This is a genomic window from Delftia sp. PX-1 (genome assembly GCF_055797465.1).
Map to the genome: position 1 here is coordinate 4,186,597 of NZ_CP184763.1, position 22,830 is coordinate 4,209,426.

Below are 22,830 nucleotides of genomic sequence, written 5' to 3' on the forward strand. Positions count from 1 at the left end.
GCCAACGTTTCAAGGGAGCAAAGGTTCACAAAGACAAGGGCTCAGGCAGCCGCCTTGGCCGCCAGGGCCAGCCACTGGCCTTGCAGCGTGGCCAGCAGCGGCTTGGGCAGCCGCGCCGGGTCGGCGCTGGCCCCGTAACCCTTGCTCAGGTCGTGCACGCGCAGGCCTTCCACGGCCACGGGCAGGCCCAGGTCCAGGTAGGGCGGGAAATAGCCGTGCGACAGCTCCAGGCTCAGCTCCAGCGCGGGCAGGCGCCACACATGCTCGTTGATGCTGGGGCCATCGCCCACGGGGCCGGGCCGGTAGCCGAACTTCTTGAGCATGGCGCCGAGCTGCTCCTGCGCCAGCGTGATCGGCGCGGGCGGCAGCAGCATGCCGTTCTTGAACTGGCCGGGCGCTGGCTGCTCGGCGCAGGCGCCCAGCTGGTCGACCAGGGGCTCCAGCTCATAGTCGGCCATGTAGGCCTGCCAGGCCTCGCGCTCGCCGGGCTGGGCCGTGGCCGGGTGCCAGAGGCTGATGCTGCAGCCAGCGGGCAGGGTCACGGTTTCATCCTCCACATCGACCAGCGAGAAATCCTCGGCCAGGCGGAAGCTGGTGCGCGCCAGGCCCGGCGCATCCTCTGCGCGCCAGATCAGGCTGCGCCCCACGATGCGCAGCAGCGGGTGGGCCACGAACAGCCGCTGCCAGCGATCCAGCGGCCAGCGCTTGCCGCTGACCAGGGCCGCCAGCATGCGCGGCGCCTGTTGCTTGACCACGGTCTTGAGGCTGGTGGACAGGGTCTTGAGCTGCGCAGTGGCGGCCTCCCATTCGGGCTTGAGCGCCTCGTCCTTGACCGCAGGAATGGTCTTGCTGGCCTTGTTCCTGTCGTTGATGACGCGCAGGCTCAGATCGCCCTGCAGCTCCACGCGGTAGCTGTGCGGCCCGACCGTGACCGTCAGGCCCTGGCCCAGGCCGAAGTCGGGGGTCAGCTCGTCGAAGAGCTCGGGCACGCTCATCTTGCGGCGGGCAGCGGCAGCGCGCAGGGCGCTGCGCGCCGTGCGCTGCACCTGGTCCTTGAGCGAGCGCGATTCGGAGATCTCCTGCACGCGCAGCAGAGCGTAGAGGCTGTCCACCTCGCCCAGATGCTCGACAGCGGCGGCCGCGCGCTGCAGGCGCGGGCGGTTCCAGGCCTGGACGGCGGCCACCAGCGCATCGACCACGCGGTCATCGGCATGGCCGGGCAGCAGCCTGAGCGCCCAGCGCTGCTTGGGCTCGCCCTCGGAAGCAATCCATTGCTGCACCAGGGCCAGCGCCAGGCGGGCACGGTTGTCGGCCGGAATGCGCGCCAGCAGCTCGTGGGCCAGCGGCGGCAGGCCGCCTTCGGCAATGGCGGACACATGCAGCAGCACGCGGGCCGCGTGCTCGGACAGCGGCGCGCACAGCGCCAGCAGCTCGGGCGTGTCGAAGGGCTTGATGGCCGCGCTCAGGCGCTTGATGGAGGCGATCTGGGCTTCCAAGTCCACGCCGCCAGCGGCAGACGCTGGCGATGCGGCATCCGCCTGGCTTTCTTCCGATGCCGAGGCGCCCTGCCCGGTCAGGCCCAATTGGTTCAGCCGCTGCTGCACGCTGCTGGCCGAGGCCGCATCCAGCTTGCCGCCGGCCAGCAACTGCGCCAGCAAGGGACCGACGGCGGGGTCGGGGTGGGCCAGCAGCACGTCGCGGCAGGTCAGCAGCAGGTTCTTGGGCGGCTTGTTCAGCCAGCCGGCATCCACCAAGCTGGCCAGCGGAATATGGGCGGCCAGGCCGGCCATGGCGGCGCGCAGGCCCTTGGCGCTGCTGCCTGCGATGAGCGGGGTCAGGGTGGGCAGCGTGGCCTTCAGGCTGGCGGTGTCGAACGCGGGCAGCACATTGACCAGGTCCTTGACAGGCACCTCGGCCAGATCGGCCGGGCGGCGGGTCACCAGTTCGCGGATCGCGCTGCGGTAGCGGCGCAGCTCGTCCTCGCGGTCGCAGTGCTGGGCAATGGCCGGCAGCAGCAGGGGCAGCAAGGCGGCATCGTCCTGCTTCATGATATGCATGGCCAGCGCCAGGCTGATCCGATAGCCGCCGTTCTCACGCAGCTGCCTGGCAAAGGGCGCGGGATCCTCGGCCACCAGGCGGTCCAGCAGCTGCAGCGCACGGGTACGCTCCCCGCCCTGGGCATGGCCCAATTGGCCCATCAGGGTGCCCGCCAGTTCCTCACGCCGTGGGGCATCTGCGCTGGCCCAGCGCTGCTCCATCAGGTCCGGATCGCCTATGTAGGTCTGGTCATACAGCTCGGGATGCGCGGCAAAGAAGCCCATCCAGGACTTCCAGCCCTGCCCCTTGGGCTGCTTGGGTTGGCGCTCTTCGCGGTAGTGCACTATCACATCGGCGAACAGCTTGCCGCCCACGGCGGCGTAGCGCTGCAGGTCGGCATCGTTCAGCTGGGCGATCAGCCGCTTCCAGGGCGCGTGGTACTCGGTGTCGGGCTTGTACTCACCTTCCTTGCGCAGGGCCAGCGTCCAGTCCAGCGTGGCCGTCACTTCCTCGTAGGGCATGCCTGGATAGCAGAGCCAGGGCACCAGGTTGCCCAGCACCATGCCTATGCCTTTGAAGACCGGCAGATCCGCGCTGCGGGCATGGGCCAGCCATTGCTCGGCCATCACGCGCACTTCGGCGGCCACCTTGGCATTGGTCAGCTTCTCGCTGAGCCCTGCCGGCGCATGGCCGCGCGGCACCGTGAGCCGTGCCAGGGCCAGCCAGCGCTCACCGTCATGTGTCCAGGGCGATTCGCTGCTGTTCAGGCGCCCCAGCATGTAAAGGCAGCGCTCCTCGCAATCACGCAGGAAAACCTGCACCTCATCGGCCCGCCCGTCATGAAGCCGGGCATCAAGTTCGGCGGCAAAGGCCTCTTCGCTGAGGCCTTCGTCCAGCCGGTCATAGAGATCGCTCAGGGAAGCTGCGTGAAGATCGGTAGTGCTCATAAAGATGAGGAGATGAACAATGTGGGCAGCCGCAAACCGGGGCCTGCCGGGATGGAGACGGGGGTGGAGCCTGCACGGGATGGACGCAAAGGTTCTTGATCCATTCGGACAGTTCCTCGGAAAACTCACAGATTTATGCCCTGCGTATGTCGTCAGCTTCGGAAAAAACTGTAGCGCCGTCGGCAAGGAATGCGCCATTGTTCAGCGGCACGCGCGCGGCGCGGGCGCCGATCTTGTCAGGTCGCGGACCCGGGCACTTGACAGGCTGTCAAGCAGCCGACTGCCACCGCTGCCGGCCATGGACTGTACTGGGGACTTTTCGCCCAGGCGTACTGCCCGGCCCCGCCATGCCGCCGATACCATGGACCGCGACATGACCCCGGAGACACCCCATGCCCATGCCCCTGTCCCAGACGCACAAGCTCTTTGACGACGACGCCTACCTGGACCGCTGCGAAGCCACCGTGATCGCGGTCAGCCCCGAAGGCATCGAGCTGGATGCCACGGTCTGCTATGCCCGCAGCGGCGGCCAGGCCGGAGACACCGGCACGCTGATCCTGGCCGACGGACGCAGCCTGGCGGTCATCGACACCGTCTATGCCGATGACCGCCAGCGCATCCTGCATGTGCTGCAGACCGATGCGCCGCCCCAGGTCGGCGAGCGCGTGCAGGTAGCCATCGACTGGGACAGGCGCCACCGTCTGATGCGCCTGCACACCTGCCTGCACCTGCTGGGCGTGCTGGTGCCCGTGCCCGTGACGGGCTGCAGCATCTCGCCGGACTCGGCACGCCTGGATTTCGACCTGCCTGAATCCACGCTGGACAAGGCCGATCTGACGGAGCGCCTGAACGCCCTGATCGCCGCCAGCCATGCCGTAAACGTGGACCGCATCACGCCCGAGCAATTGGCCGCCCAGCCCGATCTGGTACGCACCGCAGGCGCGGCGCCCCCCGGCGGCACGGCGACGATCCGCATCATCGACATCCCCGGCCTGGACCGCCAGCCCTGCGGCGGCACGCATGTGCGCAGCACGGCCGAGATCGGCACGGTGGCCGTCACCAAGATCGAGAAGAAAAGCCGCACGAACCGGCGCGTGGTCGTGCAGTTCGCCTGAGGCCTGCCGGACCTGCCTGGCCTGCCTGGCCTGCCTTGGCTGCCGCCCCGTGCCTCAGGACATCCAGGACCTGGGCGCCGAGGGGCCACCCGGCTCACGGGACCCCTCGCCGCCCGGAGCCACCCCTTCGGGCTGGCTGCCGGACTTTCGCATCAGCTGCAGGATCTGATCGAGCTTGTCCTGCTCGACGGCGATCGAGTGCAGCCTGAACAGCACGTACGGAATGAGGACGCTGGCACAGGCCATGCCCGCCAGCGCCGTCTGTTGCTGGGAGCTGTCGACGAAGAACGCCGTCAGCAGAAAGATGGCGCCAATGACAGCGCCTATGAAAACCATCACTCTCATAAACCCTCTCTATGTGCCGCAATCGTACCCAAATGTGACTGGGGTGAGTAGAGGCATGCGAGCTGTGGGGTTGCCCGTCGCCAAAAGACGACGGACGGCAAGTGATTCCCGGCGACAGCCACCGCGCATACCCTGCCGGCGTGACGCCATCCCGCATGCTTGGAGCGCAGGTCTTCGAACTGTTTTGACTTGATTCAAATCAACCCGCCCTCCCCCATCCTGTCTATGCTGGAGGCAGCCATACAAAGCATCCATGGCGACAGACCGCCTGCCGGTCCATGGCCACCGGATGCCAGCCACCTCACCCGCTTTTCAAGGAGAAAACAATGGCAATGCAATGGAAACCCGTCCTCTTGGCCCTCGCAATGACTGCCGTCGCCGCGCCTGTGCTGGCCGCCGACTGCGCCGTCGAGATCGAAGGCAATGACGCCATGCAGTTCAACAAGCCCACCATCAGCGTGCCCGCCAGCTGCAAGCAGTTCACGGTCAAGCTCAAGCACGTGGGCAAGCTGCCCAAGACGGCCATGGGCCACAACTGGGTACTGAGCAAGACGGCCGACCTGCAGCCCGTGGCCAATGACGGCATCGCCGCCGGCGCCGCCAAGGACTTCGTGAAGGACAAGGACGCCCGCGTGATCGCCCACACCAAGGTGATCGGCGGCGGCGAGACCGACTCCGTGACCTTCTCCACCGCTGCCCTGAAGGCGGGCGAGGCCTACAGCTACTTTTGCTCCTTCCCCGGCCATTCCGCGCTGATGAAGGGCACGCTGACGCTGGCCAAGTAAGCCGGCGATCTGCCCTGGCCCGGGACCCTGCGCCCCGCGCCCTACCCGGCGGCACTTCGGTGCCGCTTGTCGTTTCCGCCCCTCACATTTGCGGGACCGGGCAAGCCGCGCTTGCCTGGCCTGCCGGTCCCTGCCGATGCATGCCGATCCGTGCCGTTGTGCGTCGCCTCTCAGTGCCGGCTGGCGGTCCTGCCGTGCGGGCGGCCCTGCATTTCCATGCAACCCTTTTGCATCAGGCGCAGCAGCAGCTGGGTCCAGCTGGCGTCGGCCCATTTGGTGCTTTCCAGCACCAGGGACCGTGCCGACTGCAGGCCGTCGCCGGGCTGCAGCTCCACGCGGAAACTGCCGCGTTCACGCTGGGACGTGACGGCCACCACGCTGCCCAGCAGGGCGATATCGAGGGAAGGGCGCGGGCCTTGCGGGCCGTCCAGGTCCACGCGCAGCACGCAGCCGGGGCGCAGTTCGTAGGTCCAGCGGTGGTCGGCATGGCCGGCCGCGCCCATGGCGTTCATTTCGGCAAGCCGCTGCTCCTGCGTCATGTCGTAGGGGCTGATGATGGGCGCCTGCTGCTGCGGGTAGCCCTGCACGCCGTCCAGGCAGGCGGCCATGAAGACCACGGCCGCCGCGCATGCCAGCAGTTTCCAGGCGCAGCGCGGGGCCCGTCGTTCAACGCGGTGCATGGGCTGCTCCTGCGTCTTCATCGCCGGGCACCTGCAGCGACACGTCCACGCGCATGGCCAGCACCTTGTCGATGGCCTTGCCGTCCATGTCCACCACCTCGAAGCGCCAGCCTTCCCATTGCACGGTGTCGGTGACACGCGGCAGCCGGCCCGTGAGCAGCATGACCATGCCGGCCAGCGTGTGGTAGCGGCCGCGCTCTTCCTCGGGCACGGTGGCCAGCTCCAGCCGGTCCTTGAGCTCGGGCACGGGGATGTGGCCGTCCAGCAGCCAGCTGCCGTCCTCGCGCTGCAGCGCCCAGGAGTTGCGCGGATCGCGGGGCTGGAATTCGCCCGTGATGGCCTCCACCAGGTCCTGCAGGGTGACGATGCCCTGGACCTCGCCGTACTCGTCGATCACGAAGGCCATGTGCACGTCGGACAGCCGAAAGCTCTCCAGCAACTCCATGCCGGTGATGGTCTCGGGCACATAGAGCGCGGTCTGCATGGGCTGGTCGGTCAGGCCCTGATCCTTGCCCTGCAGCGCGCGCGACAGCCACTGGCGCGCGTTGAGCACGCCGATGATGGAGTCCATGCCGCCGCGCACCACGGGAAAGCGCGCGTGGTCGGACTGCTCGATCACGCGCAGGTTGTCCTCGAACGGCGCATCGGCATCCAGGCAGACCACGTCGCTGCGCGGCACCATCAGCGAGCCGATCTGGCGGTCGTCAAGGCGGAACACGTTGCGCACCATGGTGTGCTCGTGCGATTCGATGACGCCGGCCGTCGTGCCTTCGGCCAGCATGGCGTGGATCTCCTCCTCCGTGACGGCGCTGCCGCTGTTTTCCTTGACGCCCAGCAGGCGCAGCAGCGCATGGGTGGACACGGACAGCAGCACCACGAAGGGCTTGGTCAGATGGGCCAGCCAGTTGACTGGGCGTGCGATCAGGCGCGCAAAGGTCTCTGGGTAGGTCTGGCCGATGCGCTTGGGCACCAGCTCGCCGACGACGATGGAGAAATAGGTGATCAGCACCACCACCAGCGCCGTGGCCGTGTAGCCGCCATAGGGCGCGGGCACGCCCAGGCGCTGCAGCCACTCGGCCAGGGGAGCGGCCAGCGCGGCCTCGCCGACGATACCGTTGAGCACGCCGATGGAGGTGATGCCGATCTGGATGGTGGACAGGAAACGCGTGGGGTCGGCCCCCAGCTGGGCGGCTGCGGCGGCGCCGGCGTCCCCCTCGTCTATGAGTTTTTGCAGGCGAGCCTTGCGCGCCGTCACCAGCGCGATCTCGGACATGGCGAAGACGCCATTGAGCAGGATCAGCGCAAAAAGAATGGCAATTTCCATGATGCTTGTTCTGGGAACCGGGAGCCGCCGCTGCGGCAAAAAGGGCCCATGCTGCGCTGGGTCCGGAGAGATTGGAAGCGATAGGCCAGCCCCGCAGACGGGGCATGCCGGACAGGACCGGCGAACGGCGTGGATGCCGCATGAGCCGACCCGACGGAGCCAACGGCCCCGGCAGGTCGCAAAGGGGATCAGGCCGCCCGGGGAGGCCGGTCGGGCGGGGCCAGGCTGCGCCACGGTCCTTCGCGAAGGCTGCTGGCGACATGGCGATCGGCCTGCAGCCGGGGGGCATCCACGCCATCGACGGCATGCATGACATCGGGGAGGTCCTGCTGATCGTCCATCAGCGCATGGTCGAAGTCATCGAGCAGGGAGGCCGTGTCCACCAGCGGCGCTGCCGTGCGCTGCACGCTGGCGCAGGCGGCGCCGGCCGGCTCGCAAGCGGCCCCCGGCAGGGCCCGCCATGGCACAAGCCCCAGCGTGGACAAGGCCACGCTGACGACGAAGTGCAGGGAAAAAGCCACGATGAACCATCTGGACATGGTCCGGGGATTTTATCCATGCGCCGCACCCGCGGGCAGGCACCGCGCCTGCCCACCGCTGCCTGCCACTGTCCACGGCTGTTCGCCGTTTCCTACAAGCGGCGCGCCGGCGCCGTGGAAACATGCGCCACAGCCCACTCTCCGCCCTTTGCCATGAAAGCACTCCATACCCTTTTCACCGTCGTGCACGCGCTCATCGCCCTGCTGTTTTCGCTGGCGGCCATAGCCCTGCTGTGGATTGCAGGCCTCAAGGGCTGGAACGCCATGGCGCATGGCGTGGATGGCGATTCGGGCCTGCGCATCGTCGAAGCGCTGGGCATTCTGGCCTCGGGCGTGGTCGCGCTGCAGATCGCCCAGACCATCACCGAAGAGGAGGTCATACGCGAGGCCCATATCAGCGGCCCCACGCGCGTGCGCCGGTTTCTCTCGCGCTTTCTGGTGGTGCTGGTCGTGGCCCTGGCCGTCGAAGCCCTGGTCGCTGCCTTCAAGACGCAGGAAGAGCCGGCCCACCTGCTCTATCCCGCCGCCCTGGTCAGCGCCGTGGGTGTCCTGCTGCTGGGCTGGGGTGCCTTCATCCACCTCAACCGCTCCGCCGAGGAGCTGGAGCCAGAGGCCATGGAACAGGCCAAGGGCGAGGACCACAAGGTGAACAAGGATTGATGGCAGGCAGCTTCCCTTCGGGTTGCCTGCATTCGTGCGAACAGGCCCTAATATGGGTATCAGCCCTTGAAGCAATTCATGGAAGGTGGATGCCGCCCGCCCCGGCCGGCAACGCACAGGAGCCCGCCATGCCCGAATCTCTTGCCCCGACGGCCGCAACGGCCTTGCCCGACGCGCAGCCCTCCTCGCCACGCCAGGAAAAACTGTCCGATGTCAGCGAGACCTTGCGCATTCCACTGGCCGCCCGCGCCCTGGGCGAGCGGCTGTTTCCCGGCATGGCCGTCAGTGACGCCCACGCCTTGGACACCCTGACCCAGCTCGGCGACGACGGCAGCCGGTGGCTGCAGGACCGGCAGAGCATCTACGGCGTGCTGGCGCGCACGCACTGCTTTCGCGCGCTGGCGCAGGACTTCTTGCAGCGCCAGCCGCAGGGCCATGTGGTGAACCTGGGCTGCGGCCTCAGCGACTATTTCCAATGGCTGGACAACGGGCAGATGCACATGACGGATGCGGACCTGGGACCGGTGACCGCGCTGCGCAGGCAGCTGCTGCCCCGGCAATCGGAGCGCCAGGAGATCCGCGAATTCGACCTGGCCGATGCCGACTGGTGGCAGCGGCTGGGACTGCCGGCCGACAGGTCCGGGCCTGCGGTGTTCATGATGGCCGAGGGCGTTTCCATGTACCTGCAGCCAGAGCAGATGCAGGCGCTGTGGACCACGTTTGCGCAACGCAGCCCGCCGGGCTCGGAGCTGGTGTTCGACGCCATGTGCTGGCTGGCGGCCGGGCGCGCAAGCCAGCACCCTTCGGTCCGGCTCACCCAGGCCCAGTTCCATTGGGGCCTGCGCCGCGAGGCCGATCTGGCGCAAGCCCATCCCCGCCTGCAGCTGGTGGCCGCGCACCAGGTGATGGAAGGCTACGGCCCGCCCTACTCGCTGGTGGGGCCGGCATTCCGCTGGACCTTTGGCGTGCACTTCTATGCCATCTACCAGCTGAAGTCGGTCGAGACGGCGGCTTAGGCCGATTGCGCAGCCGCAACGAAAGATGCCCGGTCAAGCCGGGCATCTTTGCTTCAAGGAACCAGGATCAGCCTTCGTCGGCCGCGCTGGCGGACAGGGCCAGGGCCAGGCCTTGCACCAGGTCTTGCCCGGGCTGCCATTCGCGCACAAAGCGGTTGCGCGGCGGCCGCAGGGCTTCGCGGCCGGCCGAGACGGGCGTGCCCACATACAGCAGGCCGACGAGCCGGTCATGGGGCTCGAATCCCAGGGCCTCGCGCACGCGCGCATCGTGGCTGTTGGCGCCGCTGGCCCAGAAGCCGCCAAAGCCCAGGATGTGCAGGGCGTTGAGCATGTTCATGGCGGCAGCGCCACCAGCCAGCAGTTGCTCGCTCTCTGGCACCTTGTGCTCGGGCTGCAGGTGCACGCCCAGCGCAATGATCAGCGGGGCGGCCAAGGCCTTGGCGCGGAAGCGCTCGGCGTCGGCCTGCGGGTCGCGCGCCCTGGCGGCCTGCACGAACACCTCGCCCAGCGCATGGCGCGCATCGCCCTGCACCAGCACGAAGCGCCAGGGCCGCAGCTGCCCGTGGTCGGGGGCGCGCAGTGCAGCATCGATGACGGTGTCGATCACGTCTGCGCCCGGCGCCGGGTCCTGCAGCGGCCAGCGCGACTGGCGCGACATCAGCAGGTCCAGGGCGGCGCGCTGCTCGGGGGTCAGGGATCTGTCGTTGGTGCTCATTCGTTGTCCTGCAGCGCAGGCTGTCTTGCCTGCTCGGGCTGTGCCGGTGATTCGGGTGGCAGCTGCGAGCACGCGCCGCAATGGCCGTACAGGGCCAGGCGGTGGTCGGCCAGGCGGTAGCCGTGGGCCTGGGCCACCTGGTGCTGCAGTGCCTCGATGTGGTCGTTGCTGAATTCATCCACGCGTCCGCACTGCAGGCAGATCAGGTGGTCATGGTGCGGGCCCTCGTTGAGCTCGAAGACGGCCTTGCCGCTTTCAAAGGTCTGGCGCAGCAGCAGGCCCGCCGCCTCCAGCTGCGACAGCACGCGGTAGATGGTGGCCAGGCCCACTTCGGCACGCCGCTCGGCCAGCAGGCGGAACACGTCCTCGGCATGCAGGTGGCGCGATGCGCTCTGCCTGAAGATTTCCAGCACCTGCATGCGCGGCAGCGTGGCCTTCAGGCCCACGCTGCGCAGTTCGGGTTCGCCACCCGGGCTCAGGGGCATCTTGCTGCGTGTCATGCGGTCGTGTCTCCGTGGCTCAGCGTCATGGCGGGGTTGTCGCCGCCGTCGGCGCCCCGGTGTATGCGGACGATGCGCAGCGCATCGGGCTGCTCCACCAGCACGCAGGTCTTGCCCGTGCGCTGGCAATGGTCCTGCACGCGCCAGTACTCGCCGTGGCTCAGGCAGCCGGTCTGGCAGATCACCAGGTCGGCCTCGCGCAGGCTGGCCTCGAAGGCCTCGGCGTCCTGTTCGGGCTCCCGCGCATGCGCGCCCGCTGCAGGCACGGCGGGCTGCGCCAGGGGCGCGGCCGATTGGCGCTGCCAGCGTGCGCGCTCGCGCAACAGGTCCTGCACGCGCACCAGCAGCGACTCCACGCGCCGCGCCAGCGTGACGCGGCGCGAGAGGCCGGGAATGGCCTTCTCCAGCGCCTCGCGCTCCTCGCGCGCCCACAGCAGCTGGGTTTCCTTGGCCATCAAGGCCGCGCGCTGGCGGATCACCAGCCTTTGCAGCCTCTCTATTTCCTGGGCTTGAAGGCACAGCAGCTCGCTGCTGCGCAATTGGGCGTGGCCGTAGCCACGCAGCAGCACCTGGTGCTCGTGCGCCAGCTGCTGAATGTCGTCCAAGGTCTGGGTCATGGTTTCCTCGGCAAACCTGAGCATCGCGCGGCGGTCGCGCGAAGGCCTGTGCGCATGGCCGCGTGCGGCACGGGCCGGGCTTGCCGGCAAGGCGGTGTGCTGCGGTGCAAGCCGGATGCGCCGGCAAATCAGTGAGAATGATTCTTATTAAATCATGAAATGCCGGCCGTCAAACCGATGACCGTACGCCGTCTGGTGCAAAGGCCGCACCGGCGCAGATGCGCTTGCAGGGCGGCCGTCAGCGCCCTGTCCCTTGCAGCAACGCAGGCCTGCGCCCGGCCTGCCGTTGCCTGTCCGATCCGCTCAAAGACCCTTGAGCAGCCGCCCGTTGACCTCGGTGCCGTACAGCGAGTACGGGTTGTCGTGGAACTGCTTGCGCGTGTCGGCCACGTTGCCGGTGAAGCGCGGGTCCTGGGGGCGCTCCATGCTGTTGATGTAGGTGGCCACGTCCCAGGCCTCCTGGTCATCCAGCGTGGGGTTGCCGTAGGGCATGTTGCCCTTGATGAAGCTGGCGGCCTTGTCCACTTCGTGCGTGCCCGCGCCCCAGTTGTAGGACTGCTTGCCCCACAGCGGCGGGAACACGGTCACGCCGCCTACTTCCTGGCCCTGGCCCTGAGGGCCGTGGCACAGCGCGCACTTGGCCTCGTAGACCTTGGCGCCGCGCTCGAAGCTGGGCTCCTGCACGGCCTTGCCCACCTTGGTGAAGCCCGCGCCGGGCAGCTTCTCGCCCGTGGGCGCCTTCTGCGCCATCCAGTAGGCATAGGCCTCCAGCGCCACAAGGATGTCATGGCCGTCGTCGGGCGCCTTGCCGTTCATGCTGTACATGAAGCAGCCGCGCACGCGCTCGGCGAAGGTGTCCACGTGGTTGGTCTTCTTGCGGTAGGCCGGATACAGCGGGTAGGCACCCCACATGGGTGCGGCGCCCTTGAGCCGGCCTGCGTCCAGGTGGCAGTTCACGCAGTTGAGGGTGTTGCCCGAAAAGCCCACGGCGTTGGCCGGCGTGCGCAGGAAGATGGCCTCGCCACGGCGGATCCACTCGCCCATGGGCGTGTCCGGAATGTCGCGGGCACCGGGCGGCGTGAAGGCTGCGCCGTCGGCAGCCCCCTGAACGGGCTGGGCATCGGGCTTTGCGGGGACAGCAGCGGGTGCGGCGGGTGCGGCGGCCACGTTGACCGGCACGTCGGGCCGGGCAGGACGGCTGACGTACATGCCATAGGCGAGTGTGCCCGCCAGACCGGCGAACAGGCAGGCAACGACGATGTATTCGGCGGTGTTGGAACTGCCGGGGGCGGGATTGCGTGGTGTGTCGGACATGATCGGCTCCCGGTCCATCAGGGTTTGGCCGGCGCGGAGGCCGTGGCTGCGGTGGCTGTGCCCGCGCCATGCAGGCGGGCGTAGTAGGACGCCACCGCCTGGATGTCTTCGGGCGTGAGCTTGCGGGCGATCTTGCCCATCAGGCCCAGGGGGCCGGCCTCGCGCTGGCCCTTGTTCCAGGCGGCGACCTGGCTTTGCATGTAGTCGGCCGTCAGGTGGCCGATGGCGGGGAAGTCCGCTCCCACGCCCACGCCGCCAGGGCCATGGCACTGGGCGCAGGCAGGAATGCCGTCGGCCCAGCGGCCACGCTCGACCAGCCAGGCGCCGTCATCGTCCTTGCCCTTGGGCAGCGGGCCGCGCACGGGCTGGATGGGCAGCGGCAGGCTGGCGTAGTAGGCCGAGACGTCGGCACGGTCCTGGGCCGACAGGGCCTTGGCCATGGGCGCCATCACGGGCGCCTGCCGGCTGCCGTCGGCCAGGTGCTGCAGCTGGCGCGCCAGATAGCCGGCGTGCTGGCCGGCCAGTGCCGGAAAGCCCGCCATGCCCTCGCCCTTGGCGCCGTGGCAGGTGGCACATGCCGCCGCACCCTGGGGCGTGCCCGACTGGGCGATTTTCTGGCCGGCTGCTGCACTGCCTTGCACCGCAGCTGTGGGCGCTGCTGCGGGCGCTGGTGCCTTGGGCGCGGCGTCTTGCGCCCAGGCGCTGCCCATCAGCATGCAGATGCCGATGGCGATGCACGACCGGGACAGGGTCTGTTTGTTCATGCGGATCATCGTGGGAAGAGGCATTTGCCCTGCCATGCGTCCGCGCCACGCACCGAGGAGCGCACGGCTGCGGCGGACAGGATCGAATAGGGATACCGGCCGCCGCCCCGCAAGGCGCAATGCCCGCAGGGCTGGCCAGCCAGGCCCGCACGATACGGAGCCGAGATTAAGCCGGCGTTAATGGGCCGGCGCTAATGGGCCGGCGGCCGGGGCCTGCGGGCCCGGACCGTCCGCCAGCGGCAGGTACAGGCGCGCGACCAGGCCGCTGGCCTGGCCTTCCTCGGGCCGCCACAGGCTGCGCGGCTGCAGCAGCAGGCAGCCGCCTGCGCATTCGGCGATGCGCTGCACGATGGGCAGTCCCAGGCCGCTGCCATGCTCCTGGGGACGCTTGCGCCAGAAGCGGCGCGTGGCCTCTTCGCATTCCTCGGCGCTGAGCCCCGGGCCATGGTCGGCCACAGTGAACTCCACATAGCCTGATCCCGGCTGCTGCGTCTTGCCCGGCATGGCGCCAATGGGCCGCACCGCCAGTTCCACGGGATGCTGCGGCGCATGGCGCAGGGCGTTTTCCAGCAGATTGCGCAGAGCCGAGACCAGCAGGGGCTCGGAGATGGCCAGAGGCCAGTCCTGCACGGGCTGGCCGTTGTCCAGCCATGTACGAAGCGCGGGCGCTGGGGTCTGGGCGCTCACGGCATTCACCGCCAATTGCCAGGCCTTGTCCAGCGCCTGCAGCGCATCGGCTGGCGCATCGCCGCAGGCCAGCGCATTGGCGGCACCCGGTTCATGCTGCTCCAGCCGCGCCAGCAGCAGCAACTGCTCCAGCGTGTGCTGCAGGTGCTCCACGCCCTCGCCCGCCTGGGCCAGCGAATCGCGGGCCATGGAGCCGGGCGGCGCGGCCAGAAGGCCAGCAGGCATGCCGGGCGCCGCCAGCGCCATCTGCGCCACCTGCACATGGGTCTTGATGGCGGTCAGCGGCGTGCGCAGCTCATGGGCGGCGTCGTCGCTCCAGCGGCGCTCGCGGTCGATGGCCGCGCGCACGCGGTGCAGCAACTGGTTGAGCGTGCCCACCAGCGGCGCCAGCTCGCGCGTCTGCAGGCCCTGGGCCACGGGCGAATCGTCGCCGGGCGGGCGGTGCGCCAGCTCGCGCCGCAGGGCCTCCAGCGGCCTGAGGCCCTGGGTCACGGCCCACCACATCAGCCCCATGCTGGCCAGCAGGGCCAGCACGAAGGGCAGGACGATGGTGTAGGCAAAGCCGTGGACCAGGCCCTCGCGCACATCGATGCGGTCGGCCGTGGCGATGCGCACGCCGTGGTCCTCCAGCACATAGGTGCGCCAGGGCTTGCCCCCCTTGATGATGGTCGAGAAGCCCAGCGGCATGCTCTGCGGGAACACGGGGCTGCCCTCGGTCTTGGCCAGCACCTGCGGCAGGGCCGATTCGGGCCGCACGGGCTGGACCTCGCCGCGCACCAGGCTGACCTCGCAGGCCACGCCGTCGCGCGCGATCACGTTGAGCATGGGGCTCCAGTCCTGCGGCAGCTCCCGGGCAGGCCGGAACTGGTGGACGATGCCGGCCACCATGCGCGCCGAGGCGATCAGCCGGTCATCCAGCACGGTGCGCAGCTCGTTGCGCATGTCCGAGAACATCCAGGCCGCCACCCCGCCCCACAGCGTGCACAGCGCCAGGCACAGACATGCCAGCAGGCGCACGCGCAGGCTGCGCATCATGGGTGCAGGCCCAGGCGGTAGCCCTCGCCGCGCACCGTCTCCACCAGTTCATGGCCCAGCTTGCGGCGCAGGTGGTGCACATGCACGTTGACGGCATTGCTCTCCACGTCCTGGCTGTAGCCGTAGAGGCTGTCGCGCAGTTGCTCGGTACTCAGGATGCGGCCCGGCGACTGCAGCAGCGCGCGCAGCAGCGACCACTCGCGGCGCGACAGCTCCACGGTGCGGCCCTGGCGCTGGATATGGCCGGCAGCGGGGTTGATGCGCACCTCGCCCAGCTCGATCCAGTCCACGCTGCGGCCGGCCGCGCGGCGCAGCAGCGCATGCAGGCGCGCCGCCAGTTCGTGCAGGTCAAAGGGCTTGACCAGGTAATCGTCGGCGCCGGTCTGCAGGCCTTCGATGCGCTGTGACACGGCATCGCGCGCCGTCAGCACCAGCACGGGCACCTGCAGGCCCTGGCCGCGCCAGCGCGCCAGCAGCGAGAGGCCATCCTCGTCGGGCAGGCCCAGGTCCAGCACGCAGGCATCGAAATGCGAGGAACGGATGGCCGCATCCGCCTGCCCGGCCGAGGCCACGGTATCCACGCCAAAGCCCTGCAGCTGCAGGCCGGCCCGCACGCCGCTGGCCACCAGCGCGTTGTCTTCCACCAAGAGAACATGCATGTTGTTGTCCGCAGGGCCTGGCGCCAGGCCCCGCCGTCTGTATCCAAGTCGGGAACGAAAAGCGACTGAGCATCGCAGATTTGCCGCGCTGGCGCGGCGGTGCGCCGAATTTCGCAGGCACGCGCACAAGAATGCGGCCAGGCGGCCCGCTCAGGGCCGGGCCAGCAGCCCGCCCAGCAGCAGGTCCAGCGCCGCCGCGCCGCGCTCCAGCCGCAGGTCGGCGTCATCGCCCTCGGCAATCCAGAAAGCCGCTTCGGCCAGGCTGCCGTAGATCAGCGATGCCAGCGCCTGCGGATCGGCCCGGGCCACGATGCCCTGCGCCATGAGGTCCGCAATCAGTGCCTGCATGGACGCAATGCAGTGGCGCTGCGATTGCGGCAGCGCTCCGCCCAAAGCCGCGCGCGCATCGCGCAGCACGATGCGCTGGATTTCAGGCTCCAGCGCCATTTCCAGGTAGGCCCGGCAGCGGCTGCGAAAGCCCTGCCAGGGATCCCGGGCATGGGCGGTGATGGCCTGCAGGCGTTCATCCACCTCGGCATCGATCTGCTCGACCACGGCCGCCAGCAGGCCCTGCTTGTCGCCGAAATGGTGGTACAGCGCGCCCCGCGTCAGGCCCGCCTGCGCGGTGAGATCGTCCATGGAGGCATCGGCGTAGCCCTGCTCTCCAAAGGCCTTGCGGGCCGTGGCCAGCAGCGTGGCGCGGGTTTCTTCCATCTCGGCGCGGGTGCGGCGGACCATGGCCAATCTCCTTACATACGGCGTGCATGATTATTTACATACGATGCGTATGTATATAGGATTCTATTCATACGCAGCGTATGTATTTTCTCTGTCCCGCGACGGCGGTGCAACACCCCCCACCTGTTTGAAGGGATCTGGACCATGAATTCGTCTTCCTCCACGCGGCCCGAACGCGCCGCGCGCCGCCCGTGGCTGGCCGTGTCCGCCGTGGGCCTGGCCACCTTTTCCGTGGTGACCACGGAAATGCTGCCGGTCGGCCTGCTCACATCCATTGCTGGCAGCCTGGGCACCTCCATGGGCAGGGCCGGCCTGATGATCTCGCTGCCGGCGCTGCTGGCCGCGCTGTTCGCGCCGCTGGTGGTGATGGCGGCGGGCGGCATGGACCGGCGCCGCATCCTGTGCGGACTGCTGGCCCTGCTCGTGCTGGCCAACCTGGCCTCGGCGCTGGCGCCGTCGCTGATCTGGCTGCTGGCCGCGCGCGTCCTGGTGGGCTTTTGCATGGGCGGCATCTGGGCAATCGCGGGCGGGCTGGCGGCACGGCTGGTACCCCAGGCGTCGATGGGCCTGGCAACCTCCATCATCTTTGGCGGCGTGGCGGCGGCCTCGGTGCTGGGCGTGCCGCTGGGCGCGCTGATCGGCGATTTCGCGGGATGGCGCTGGGCATTCGGTGGCATGGCAGGCTTCAGCGCACTGGTGCTGGCGCTGCACATGGCCGTTCTCCCCGCCCTGCCTGCCACAGGCTCGGCCAGCCTGCGCCAATTCAGTCATCAGCTGGCCAACCGCAGGCTGCAGGCCGGGCTGGCACTGACGCTGCTGCTGGTGGCCGGGCATTTCATGTCCTTCACCTTCGTGCGCCCGCTGCTGCTGACGGTGTCGGGGTTCGATGCGCAATGGATGAGCGCGCTGCTGCTGGCTTACGGCATCGCGGGCATTGCGGGCAACTTCCTGGCGGGCATCATCGCGGCGCGCCGCACGGTGCCGAGTCTGGCGGCGATCGCCATGGGCCTGCTGCTGGCGCCTATGCTGTTCCTGTCCGTGGGCGACTCGCCAACCGGTGGGGGCGCCGTGCTGCTGGTCTGGGGCCTGGCCTACGGCGGCGTATCGGTGGGCCTGATGACCTGGATGATGCAGGCTGCGCCACGCGCCGTGGAAATTGCCACGGCGCTGTACGTTGGCGTCTTCAACATCGGTATTGCGCTGGGCTCATGGGCAGGCGGCCAACTGGTCGATGGCTGGGGGCTGCACGCCACGCTCTGGCTGTCAGGCGGCTTGGCCGCTGCGGCCTTGCTGCTGTCTGCGGCCATGGGATTGGTTGGGCGAAATGGACCGGTCGCAGCCTGATGGCCATGAGGCCGTTAACCCCCCGTTAATTCCCCGCTGCCAGCATCCACGGCCTGTCAGCCCGCATGGCTGAAACTCCCTTCCATGCACCTCCGGTCATCCCCTCTTCTTTCGTCATTCCTGCCCTTGCTTGCCGGCCTGCTGATGGCGCCTTCGCCTGCCCTTGCCGGACCGGCAGAGCCTGGCGGGCCGTCAGCGCTATCGGCGCTGGGCGCCTGGCTGCACCTGCCCGCCAGCCTGGCGCTGGGGCCGCTGGTCCTGCCGATGGGCGTGGTGGTGGCCATGCTGGCCTGGCTGCTGGCGCAGTGGCTGGCGCGCAGGAATGAAAGGCGCACGGGCCAGGCCGTGGATGCGCTGCTGTGGCAAAGCACCCTGGCCGGCCTGCTGGCGGCGCGCCTGGCCTATGTCGCGCAGTGGTGGGCAGAGTACGCGCCTGCTCCCTGGGATTGGAGCGGAATGCCGGCCTTCGCAGGCCGCATCATCGATATCCGCGACGGGGGATGGAGCCTGTGGGCCGGCCTGCTGGCCGCGCTGCTGTACATGCTGTGGCGCAGCCGCCGCTCCCCGGTGCTGCGCCGCGCCACAGGGCTGGCGCTGGGCGCGGGGGCGGCCCTGCTGGTGCTGGGCAGCCTGCTGCAGGCGCTGCCCTTCGCAGATGCACCGGCCCTACCGGCCTTCACCCTGGTCAACGGACAGGCGCAGCCGGTCTCTCTGCAGCAGTTGCAGCAGGCCGATGGCAAGCCCATGGTGATCAACCTCTGGGCCACCTGGTGCCCGCCCTGCCGGCGCGAGATGCCGGTGCTGGCCCAGGCCCAGCAGCAGCGGCCCGATGTGCGTTTCATCTGGATCAACCAGGGCGAGACGGCAGAGGCCGTGATGGGCTATTTGCGGCGCGAGCAGGCGACGGCCCCGCTGCCGCTGGCCCAGGTGCTGTTCGACCCGCAGCAGCAGGCCGGCCGGCACTGGCGCCAGCGGGGCCTGCCTTCCACCTATTTCTATGGCGCCGACGGCCGGCTGTGCGGCATGCGCATGGGCGAGCTGTCGCGCGCCAGCCTGGCCCAGCATCTGAAGGAATGTTCATGAGCGCTTCCCCCCTGTTCCCCCTGCCTGCACTGGCAGGAGCCCTGGCCCTATCGGCAGCCTTGGCCCTGCCGGCTGCGGCGTCCGAGCTGCCATCGGAGGATTTCCTGGCCCAGCAGGGACTGACCCTGGTGGGACCGCTGCCGGCCGTGGGCGGACTCAAGGCCTGGGCCGCCTACCGCGACCGCCAGCCCGTGCCCATCTACCGCATGCCTGACGGCAAGCACTGGGTGCTGGGCACGGTGATCGACGCCCAGGGCCGCGACGTGAACGCCCAGGCCCTGCAGGCCGCCGTGCAAAAGCCCATGGGCGAGCAACTGTGGAGCGATGTGCAGCGCGCCCAGTCCATACCGGATGGCCGCGCCGACGCGCCGCGCACGGTCTATGTGTTCACCGACCCCAACTGCCCCTATTGCAACCAGCTGTGGAACGATGCCCGGCCCTGGGTGGAGAGCGGCCAGGTGCAGTTGCGCCACATTCTGGTGGGCATCCTCAAGCCCAGCAGCGAGGGCAAGGCCGCCGCCATGCTGACCGCGCGCCAGCCAGAGCAGGCCCTGGCCGAGCACGCACGTGCCTATGCCAAGGCCGGCCGCGCCAGCGCAGAAGGCGCGGGCGCCACGCCGCTGGCCCCGGTGCCGCAGGCCACGCGGCAGGTGCTGGCCAACCATGCCTCGCTGATGTCCACCTGGGGGCTGCGTGCCACGCCGGCCCTGGTCTGGAAGGATGACAAGGGGCTGGTGCAGGTACGCACCGGCCTGCCGCCGGGCCTGCTGGAAGAGGTCATGGGGCCGCGTGGCAGGAAATGACGAGGACGACCATGAGCACAAGCCGTTGTCCCGCCGCTTCCACCGCCTCCAGCGACTGGAGCGACCTGTTCCCCGCCCGGCCGGATGCGTCGCCGCTGCGCATCGTGCTGCATGCGCCCACACCCGGCGCCCTGGCCCGTGCACGCAGCAATCTGGCCAATCTGCGCCAGGACCGGCCCGGTGCCGAAGTCCGCATCGTCATCAACGGCCCGGCCGTCGAGGCGCTGCTGGACGCTGCGCCGGGCACGCCGCAGCATCTGGATGCGGCCGCCCTGGCCCATGCGCTGGTCTGCCCGAACACGCTCAGGAAGCTGGGCCGCGAGGCGCCTGCCGGCATGCGCGTGCTGCCGCAGGGCGGGATCGAGTCACTGGCCCTGCTGCAGCAGTCGGCCTGGTGCTACGTGCGCTGCTGAGCGGCCTGCGCCAGCGAGGCCAGGCAGCGCGCCTGCCATTGGTACTCGGGCTCGAACGATTCCCGGTCCGTGACGGCGCCGTGGCCGCCCTCGCCATAGACCATGGCGTAGGCCGCATAGTCGGCCGCCTGCAGCGCCCGGCCCGCCAGCCCATGGGCCGTGGCATAGGTGGCGGACACGGCGGCATGGCCGCAGCCGTCGAGGGAGCGTGATCCCTGGTGGTGGTTGGCCAGGCTGGCCGCCTCGCGGGCCAGGCGGTCCAGCTCCTGCCTGTCGATCTGGCCGTCCAGGTAGCGGCGAAGGCCTTGTGCGCAGCGGATGACGTCCGGGTCTTCCAGCAGGTGCGCGATGCGGTCCACGCAGGCCTGCGTGAATTGCAGCCTCAGGTGCTCGCCGGCTTCGGCGGCAAGGTCTAGTTCCGAAGCAAGGCTGTTCAGGGCGTGGTTCATGGAGAACTCCTTGGCAGTGGCGACACAAGCAGCGTAGACCGGGGCCGCGCGCGGAAACAAGAGGGTGATTTCCGATACGCGCCCCGCATTCCCGAGGAATGCAGTCACCCTGTTAACCCCGTCTTAATCCCCGCACCACACGCTACGGACTGCCTTGGGCGCCTGTCCATGGCAGGCAGTCGGTGGCGCTTTGCAAGCCCATTGCTTGACTCACATCAAGCCACTCAGGCCCTGAATTTCATATATTAAATTCAATATAAAAAGCATATTTTTAATGCTTTATTGAGTTTGAGCGACCACCCTCCGTGGCCGCAGGACGATGAAAGACAGGCCATGCCAAAAACATCCCGCGCCGGCAGCGGCTGCAACGACTGCAGCTGCAAGCCCTCCTCCCAGGACATCCCCGCCCCTACCCTCTCCCATGCGCAGCCCGCCGCCGGCAAGCGCGGCTTCCTGCAGGACCTGCTGGCCGCTGCCATGGCGGCCGTGGCCCTGCCCGTGGCGGCGGCCGCGCCCGGCACCCCGGGTTTTCAACCGCCGCGCCGCCCCGGCGAGGCCGGCAGGCGCTACGGCATGCTGGTGGACCTGCGCCGCTGCATAGGCTGCCAGGCCTGCACCGTGAGCTGCTCCATGGAGAACCTGCCGCCGCTGGGCCAGTTCCGCACCACGGTGCTGCAGTACGAGGTGCAGCACGCGGGCAACGAGGACCTGCCGCCGGCCATGCTCAACCTGCCGCGCCTGTGCAACCACTGCGACAACCCGCCCTGCGTGCCGGTCTGCCCGGTGCAGGCCACCTTCCAGCGCAGCGACGGCATCGTGCTGGTGGACAACGAGCGCTGCGTGGGCTGCGGCTACTGCGTGCAGGCCTGCCCCTATGACGCGCGCTTCATCAACCACGAGACGCAGACCGCCGACAAGTGCACCTTCTGCGAGCACCGCCTGGAAGCCGGCCTGCTGCCGGCCTGCGTGGAAAGCTGCGTGGGCGGCGCCCGCGTGATCGGCGACCTCAACGACGAGGGCAGCGAGATCCGCCAGCGCATGCGCGAGCACGCCAAGGACCTCAAGGTGCTCAAGCCCGCCATGGGCACGGACCCGCATGTGTACTACCTGGGATTGCCCGACGCCTTCGTCGACGGCGTGGACGGGCAGGCCAGCGTGCGGCTGGTCACTTCCCACTGAACGCAAGGAGCACCCCATGCACATCGTCGAACTCCTGACCCCCGCCTACGAATCGGCCTGGCTGCCCTGGGCCGTGCAGTACTTCTTCCTGGCCGGCATTGCCACGGGCGCCGCCCTGCTGGCCGCCGCCTGCGCCTGGGCGCCGCGCGCCAGCGCCATGGCGCGCCTGCTGCCGGCCGCCGTGCTGGTGCTGGCCGTCAGCGCCATCGCGGCGCCCGTGTCGCTGCTGGCCGACCTGCACCAGCCTGCGCGCTTCTGGCATTTCTATGCGCACTTCACGCCGTGGTCGTGGATGTCGGTGGGCGCGCTGCTGCTGCCTGTCTTCGTGGGACTGGCGCTGGCCTTCGTGCTGGCCTGGTGGCTGGGCCGGCCGCAGTGGCTGCGCTGGCTGGCGCCGCTGCTGGCCGTGTCGGCGCTGACCATCACCGCCTATACCGGCGCCGAGCTGATGGCCGTGCGCTCGCGCCCGCTGTGGAACACGCTGTGGGTGCCGCTGAACCTGGCACTCACGGGCTGGCTGGCCACGGTGGGCTGCATGCTGGTGACGGCGCGCTTTCTGCCCGCCCGCCACCGCCCCGATGCCGGCGCCCTGCAGGCGCTGCGCATGCTGGGCCTGGCGCTGGCGCTGTGCCTGCTGGCCATGGTGGTGGTCTGGGCCGTTGCCGGCTGGCTGGGCCAGGGCCGCTCCTTCCAGGCGGCGCTGCAGCTGTGGCAGCAGTTTCCGGTCTGGCGCCTGAGCATGCTGGGCTCGGCCGTGGCCGGTGCCGCCCTGCTGTGGGCCCTGGTGCGGGGTGGTCAGCGCATGGCCTGCCCGCGCTACACGCTGGCCCTGGGGCTGGGGCTGGCCGCCGCGGCCTGGGCCTTCCGCTGGGCGCTGTTCATGGGCGTGCAAGGCGTGCCCAAGTACGGCGCGGGCCTGTACATCTACCACATGCCGCTGGGCGGCGACGGCCTGCTGGGCATGCTGGGCGTGGCCGGCCTGTGCATTGCACTGGTGACGCTGGCCACCTGGGCGCTGGAGCTGTTTCCCGCGCGCTCGGCCGCGGCCCGCGCCCTCTGACACCGCCGCCCTGACGACCCCT

General features: G+C 69.2%; 24 protein-coding genes. 10 read left to right on the forward strand and 14 right to left on the reverse strand.

Annotated features, from left to right (window positions below; all coding sequences use genetic code 11):
* Window positions 1-41: 41 nt before the first annotated feature.
* A complete protein-coding gene (locus ACN20X_RS19210) occupies window positions 42-2,984 on the reverse strand; it encodes a DUF4132 domain-containing protein (protein WP_473209745.1) in 2,943 nt (980 codons plus the stop codon).
* 392 nt (window positions 2,985-3,376) lie between these two features.
* On the opposite strand from ACN20X_RS19210, the gene ACN20X_RS19215 reads away from it, so the two are divergent.
* On the forward strand, window positions 3,377-4,099 hold the full coding sequence (locus ACN20X_RS19215) for an alanyl-tRNA editing protein (protein WP_016451616.1): 723 nt from the start codon (window positions 3,377-3,379) through the stop codon (window positions 4,097-4,099).
* 54 nt (window positions 4,100-4,153) lie between these two features.
* On the opposite strand, the gene ACN20X_RS19220 is transcribed toward ACN20X_RS19215, so the two are convergent.
* A complete protein-coding gene (locus tag ACN20X_RS19220; RefSeq protein WP_016446216.1) occupies window positions 4,154-4,444 on the reverse strand; it encodes a hypothetical protein in 291 nt (96 codons plus the stop codon).
* 326 nt (window positions 4,445-4,770) lie between these two features.
* Here ACN20X_RS19220 and azu point away from each other — a divergent pair, with 326 nt between their 5' ends.
* Entirely contained in the window at window positions 4,771-5,229 is a 459-nt protein-coding gene (azu, locus tag ACN20X_RS19225; protein WP_016446217.1) for an azurin, read from the forward strand.
* Between the two features lie 170 nt (window positions 5,230-5,399).
* On the opposite strand, the gene ACN20X_RS19230 is transcribed toward azu, so the two are convergent.
* The 3 genes from ACN20X_RS19230 to ACN20X_RS19240 all read right to left on the reverse strand — a co-directional run bounded on the left by ACN20X_RS19230 (window position 5,400) and on the right by ACN20X_RS19240 (window position 7,772).
* Window positions 5,400-5,909 carry a hypothetical protein gene (locus ACN20X_RS19230; RefSeq protein WP_017403869.1) on the reverse strand — a complete coding sequence of 170 codons (510 nt, stop codon included), beginning with the start codon at window positions 5,907-5,909 and terminating at the stop codon, window positions 5,400-5,402.
* A complete protein-coding gene (locus tag ACN20X_RS19235) occupies window positions 5,896-7,233 on the reverse strand; it encodes a hemolysin family protein (RefSeq protein WP_016446219.1) in 1,338 nt (445 codons plus the stop codon). The genes ACN20X_RS19230 and ACN20X_RS19235 overlap by 14 nt, the downstream gene beginning before the upstream one ends.
* 188 nt (window positions 7,234-7,421) lie before the next feature.
* Window positions 7,422-7,772 carry a hypothetical protein gene (locus ACN20X_RS19240; RefSeq protein ID WP_016451613.1) on the reverse strand — a complete coding sequence of 117 codons (351 nt, stop codon included), beginning with the start codon at window positions 7,770-7,772 and terminating at the stop codon, window positions 7,422-7,424.
* Window positions 7,773-7,925: 153 nt separating this feature from the next.
* Between ACN20X_RS19240 and ACN20X_RS19245 the strand changes: the two genes are divergently transcribed.
* A complete protein-coding gene (locus ACN20X_RS19245; RefSeq protein ID WP_026061999.1) occupies window positions 7,926-8,432 on the forward strand; it encodes a hypothetical protein in 507 nt (168 codons plus the stop codon).
* A gap of 128 nt (window positions 8,433-8,560) precedes the next feature.
* Complete coding sequence (locus tag ACN20X_RS19250; protein ID WP_016446222.1) at window positions 8,561-9,448, forward strand: class I SAM-dependent methyltransferase; 888 nt, start codon at window positions 8,561-8,563, stop codon at window positions 9,446-9,448.
* 67 nt (window positions 9,449-9,515) lie between these two features.
* Here ACN20X_RS19250 and ACN20X_RS19255 read toward each other — a convergent pair whose 3' ends face one another.
* From ACN20X_RS19255 to ACN20X_RS19290, 8 genes are all read right to left on the reverse strand, one after another.
* Window positions 9,516-10,163 carry a nitroreductase family protein gene (locus tag ACN20X_RS19255; RefSeq protein WP_473209746.1) on the reverse strand — a complete coding sequence of 216 codons (648 nt, stop codon included), beginning with the start codon at window positions 10,161-10,163 and terminating at the stop codon, window positions 9,516-9,518.
* Window positions 10,160-10,663 carry a ferric iron uptake transcriptional regulator gene (gene fur / locus ACN20X_RS19260; protein WP_016446224.1) on the reverse strand — a complete coding sequence of 168 codons (504 nt, stop codon included), beginning with the start codon at window positions 10,661-10,663 and terminating at the stop codon, window positions 10,160-10,162. The genes ACN20X_RS19255 and fur overlap by 4 nt, the downstream gene beginning before the upstream one ends.
* Window positions 10,660-11,280 carry a DUF2325 domain-containing protein gene (locus ACN20X_RS19265; RefSeq protein ID WP_016446225.1) on the reverse strand — a complete coding sequence of 207 codons (621 nt, stop codon included), beginning with the start codon at window positions 11,278-11,280 and terminating at the stop codon, window positions 10,660-10,662. Before ACN20X_RS19265 ends, fur begins: the two co-directional genes overlap by 4 nt.
* Before the next feature lie 303 nt (window positions 11,281-11,583).
* Window positions 11,584-12,594, reverse strand: coding sequence for a c-type cytochrome (locus ACN20X_RS19270; protein ID WP_046240888.1), 1,011 nt, complete (start codon window positions 12,592-12,594; stop codon window positions 11,584-11,586).
* Between the two features lie 17 nt (window positions 12,595-12,611).
* The gene (locus ACN20X_RS19275) at window positions 12,612-13,367 is read right to left on the reverse strand and encodes a c-type cytochrome (protein ID WP_016451609.1); all 756 of its coding nucleotides are present in this window, start codon (window positions 13,365-13,367) and stop codon (window positions 12,612-12,614) included.
* Between the two features lie 168 nt (window positions 13,368-13,535).
* A complete protein-coding gene (locus ACN20X_RS19280) occupies window positions 13,536-15,080 on the reverse strand; it encodes an ATP-binding protein (protein WP_473209747.1) in 1,545 nt (514 codons plus the stop codon).
* Window positions 15,077-15,739: a response regulator gene (locus ACN20X_RS19285; protein ID WP_012206042.1), complete on the reverse strand. Its 663-nt coding sequence runs from the start codon at window positions 15,737-15,739 to the stop codon at window positions 15,077-15,079. The genes ACN20X_RS19280 and ACN20X_RS19285 overlap by 4 nt, the downstream gene beginning before the upstream one ends.
* 150 nt (window positions 15,740-15,889) lie before the next feature.
* Window positions 15,890-16,477, reverse strand: a complete 588-nt coding sequence (locus ACN20X_RS19290) for a TetR/AcrR family transcriptional regulator (protein WP_473209748.1) — start codon at window positions 16,475-16,477, stop codon at window positions 15,890-15,892.
* A 144-nt stretch (window positions 16,478-16,621) separates the two neighbouring features.
* On the opposite strand from ACN20X_RS19290, the gene ACN20X_RS19295 reads away from it, so the two are divergent.
* The 4 genes from ACN20X_RS19295 to ACN20X_RS19310 all read left to right on the forward strand — a co-directional run bounded on the left by ACN20X_RS19295 (window position 16,622) and on the right by ACN20X_RS19310 (window position 20,120).
* A complete protein-coding gene (locus ACN20X_RS19295) occupies window positions 16,622-17,821 on the forward strand; it encodes an MFS transporter (RefSeq protein ID WP_473209749.1) in 1,200 nt (399 codons plus the stop codon).
* A 144-nt stretch (window positions 17,822-17,965) separates the two neighbouring features.
* Entirely contained in the window at window positions 17,966-18,904 is a 939-nt protein-coding gene (locus tag ACN20X_RS19300) for a TlpA family protein disulfide reductase (RefSeq protein WP_473209750.1), read from the forward strand.
* Complete coding sequence (dsbG, locus tag ACN20X_RS19305; protein WP_473209751.1) at window positions 18,901-19,707, forward strand: thiol:disulfide interchange protein DsbG; 807 nt, start codon at window positions 18,901-18,903, stop codon at window positions 19,705-19,707. Before ACN20X_RS19300 ends, dsbG begins: the two co-directional genes overlap by 4 nt.
* A gap of 11 nt (window positions 19,708-19,718) precedes the next feature.
* Window positions 19,719-20,120, forward strand: a complete 402-nt coding sequence (locus ACN20X_RS19310; RefSeq protein ID WP_473209752.1) for a DsrE family protein — start codon at window positions 19,719-19,721, stop codon at window positions 20,118-20,120.
* Here the strand turns inward: ACN20X_RS19310 and ACN20X_RS19315 are convergent.
* Window positions 20,105-20,569, reverse strand: coding sequence for a hypothetical protein (locus tag ACN20X_RS19315; protein ID WP_012206046.1), 465 nt, complete (start codon window positions 20,567-20,569; stop codon window positions 20,105-20,107). The two genes, ACN20X_RS19310 and ACN20X_RS19315, sit on opposite strands and share 16 nt — an antisense overlap.
* A gap of 333 nt (window positions 20,570-20,902) precedes the next feature.
* Between ACN20X_RS19315 and dsrO the strand changes: the two genes are divergently transcribed.
* Window positions 20,903-21,748, forward strand: a complete 846-nt coding sequence (gene dsrO / locus ACN20X_RS19320; protein ID WP_065347953.1) for a sulfate reduction electron transfer complex DsrMKJOP subunit DsrO — start codon at window positions 20,903-20,905, stop codon at window positions 21,746-21,748.
* Window positions 21,749-21,764: 16 nt separating this feature from the next.
* Window positions 21,765-22,808: an NrfD/PsrC family molybdoenzyme membrane anchor subunit gene (gene nrfD / locus ACN20X_RS19325; RefSeq protein ID WP_016446235.1), complete on the forward strand. Its 1,044-nt coding sequence runs from the start codon at window positions 21,765-21,767 to the stop codon at window positions 22,806-22,808.
* Window positions 22,809-22,830 lie beyond the last annotated feature (22 nt).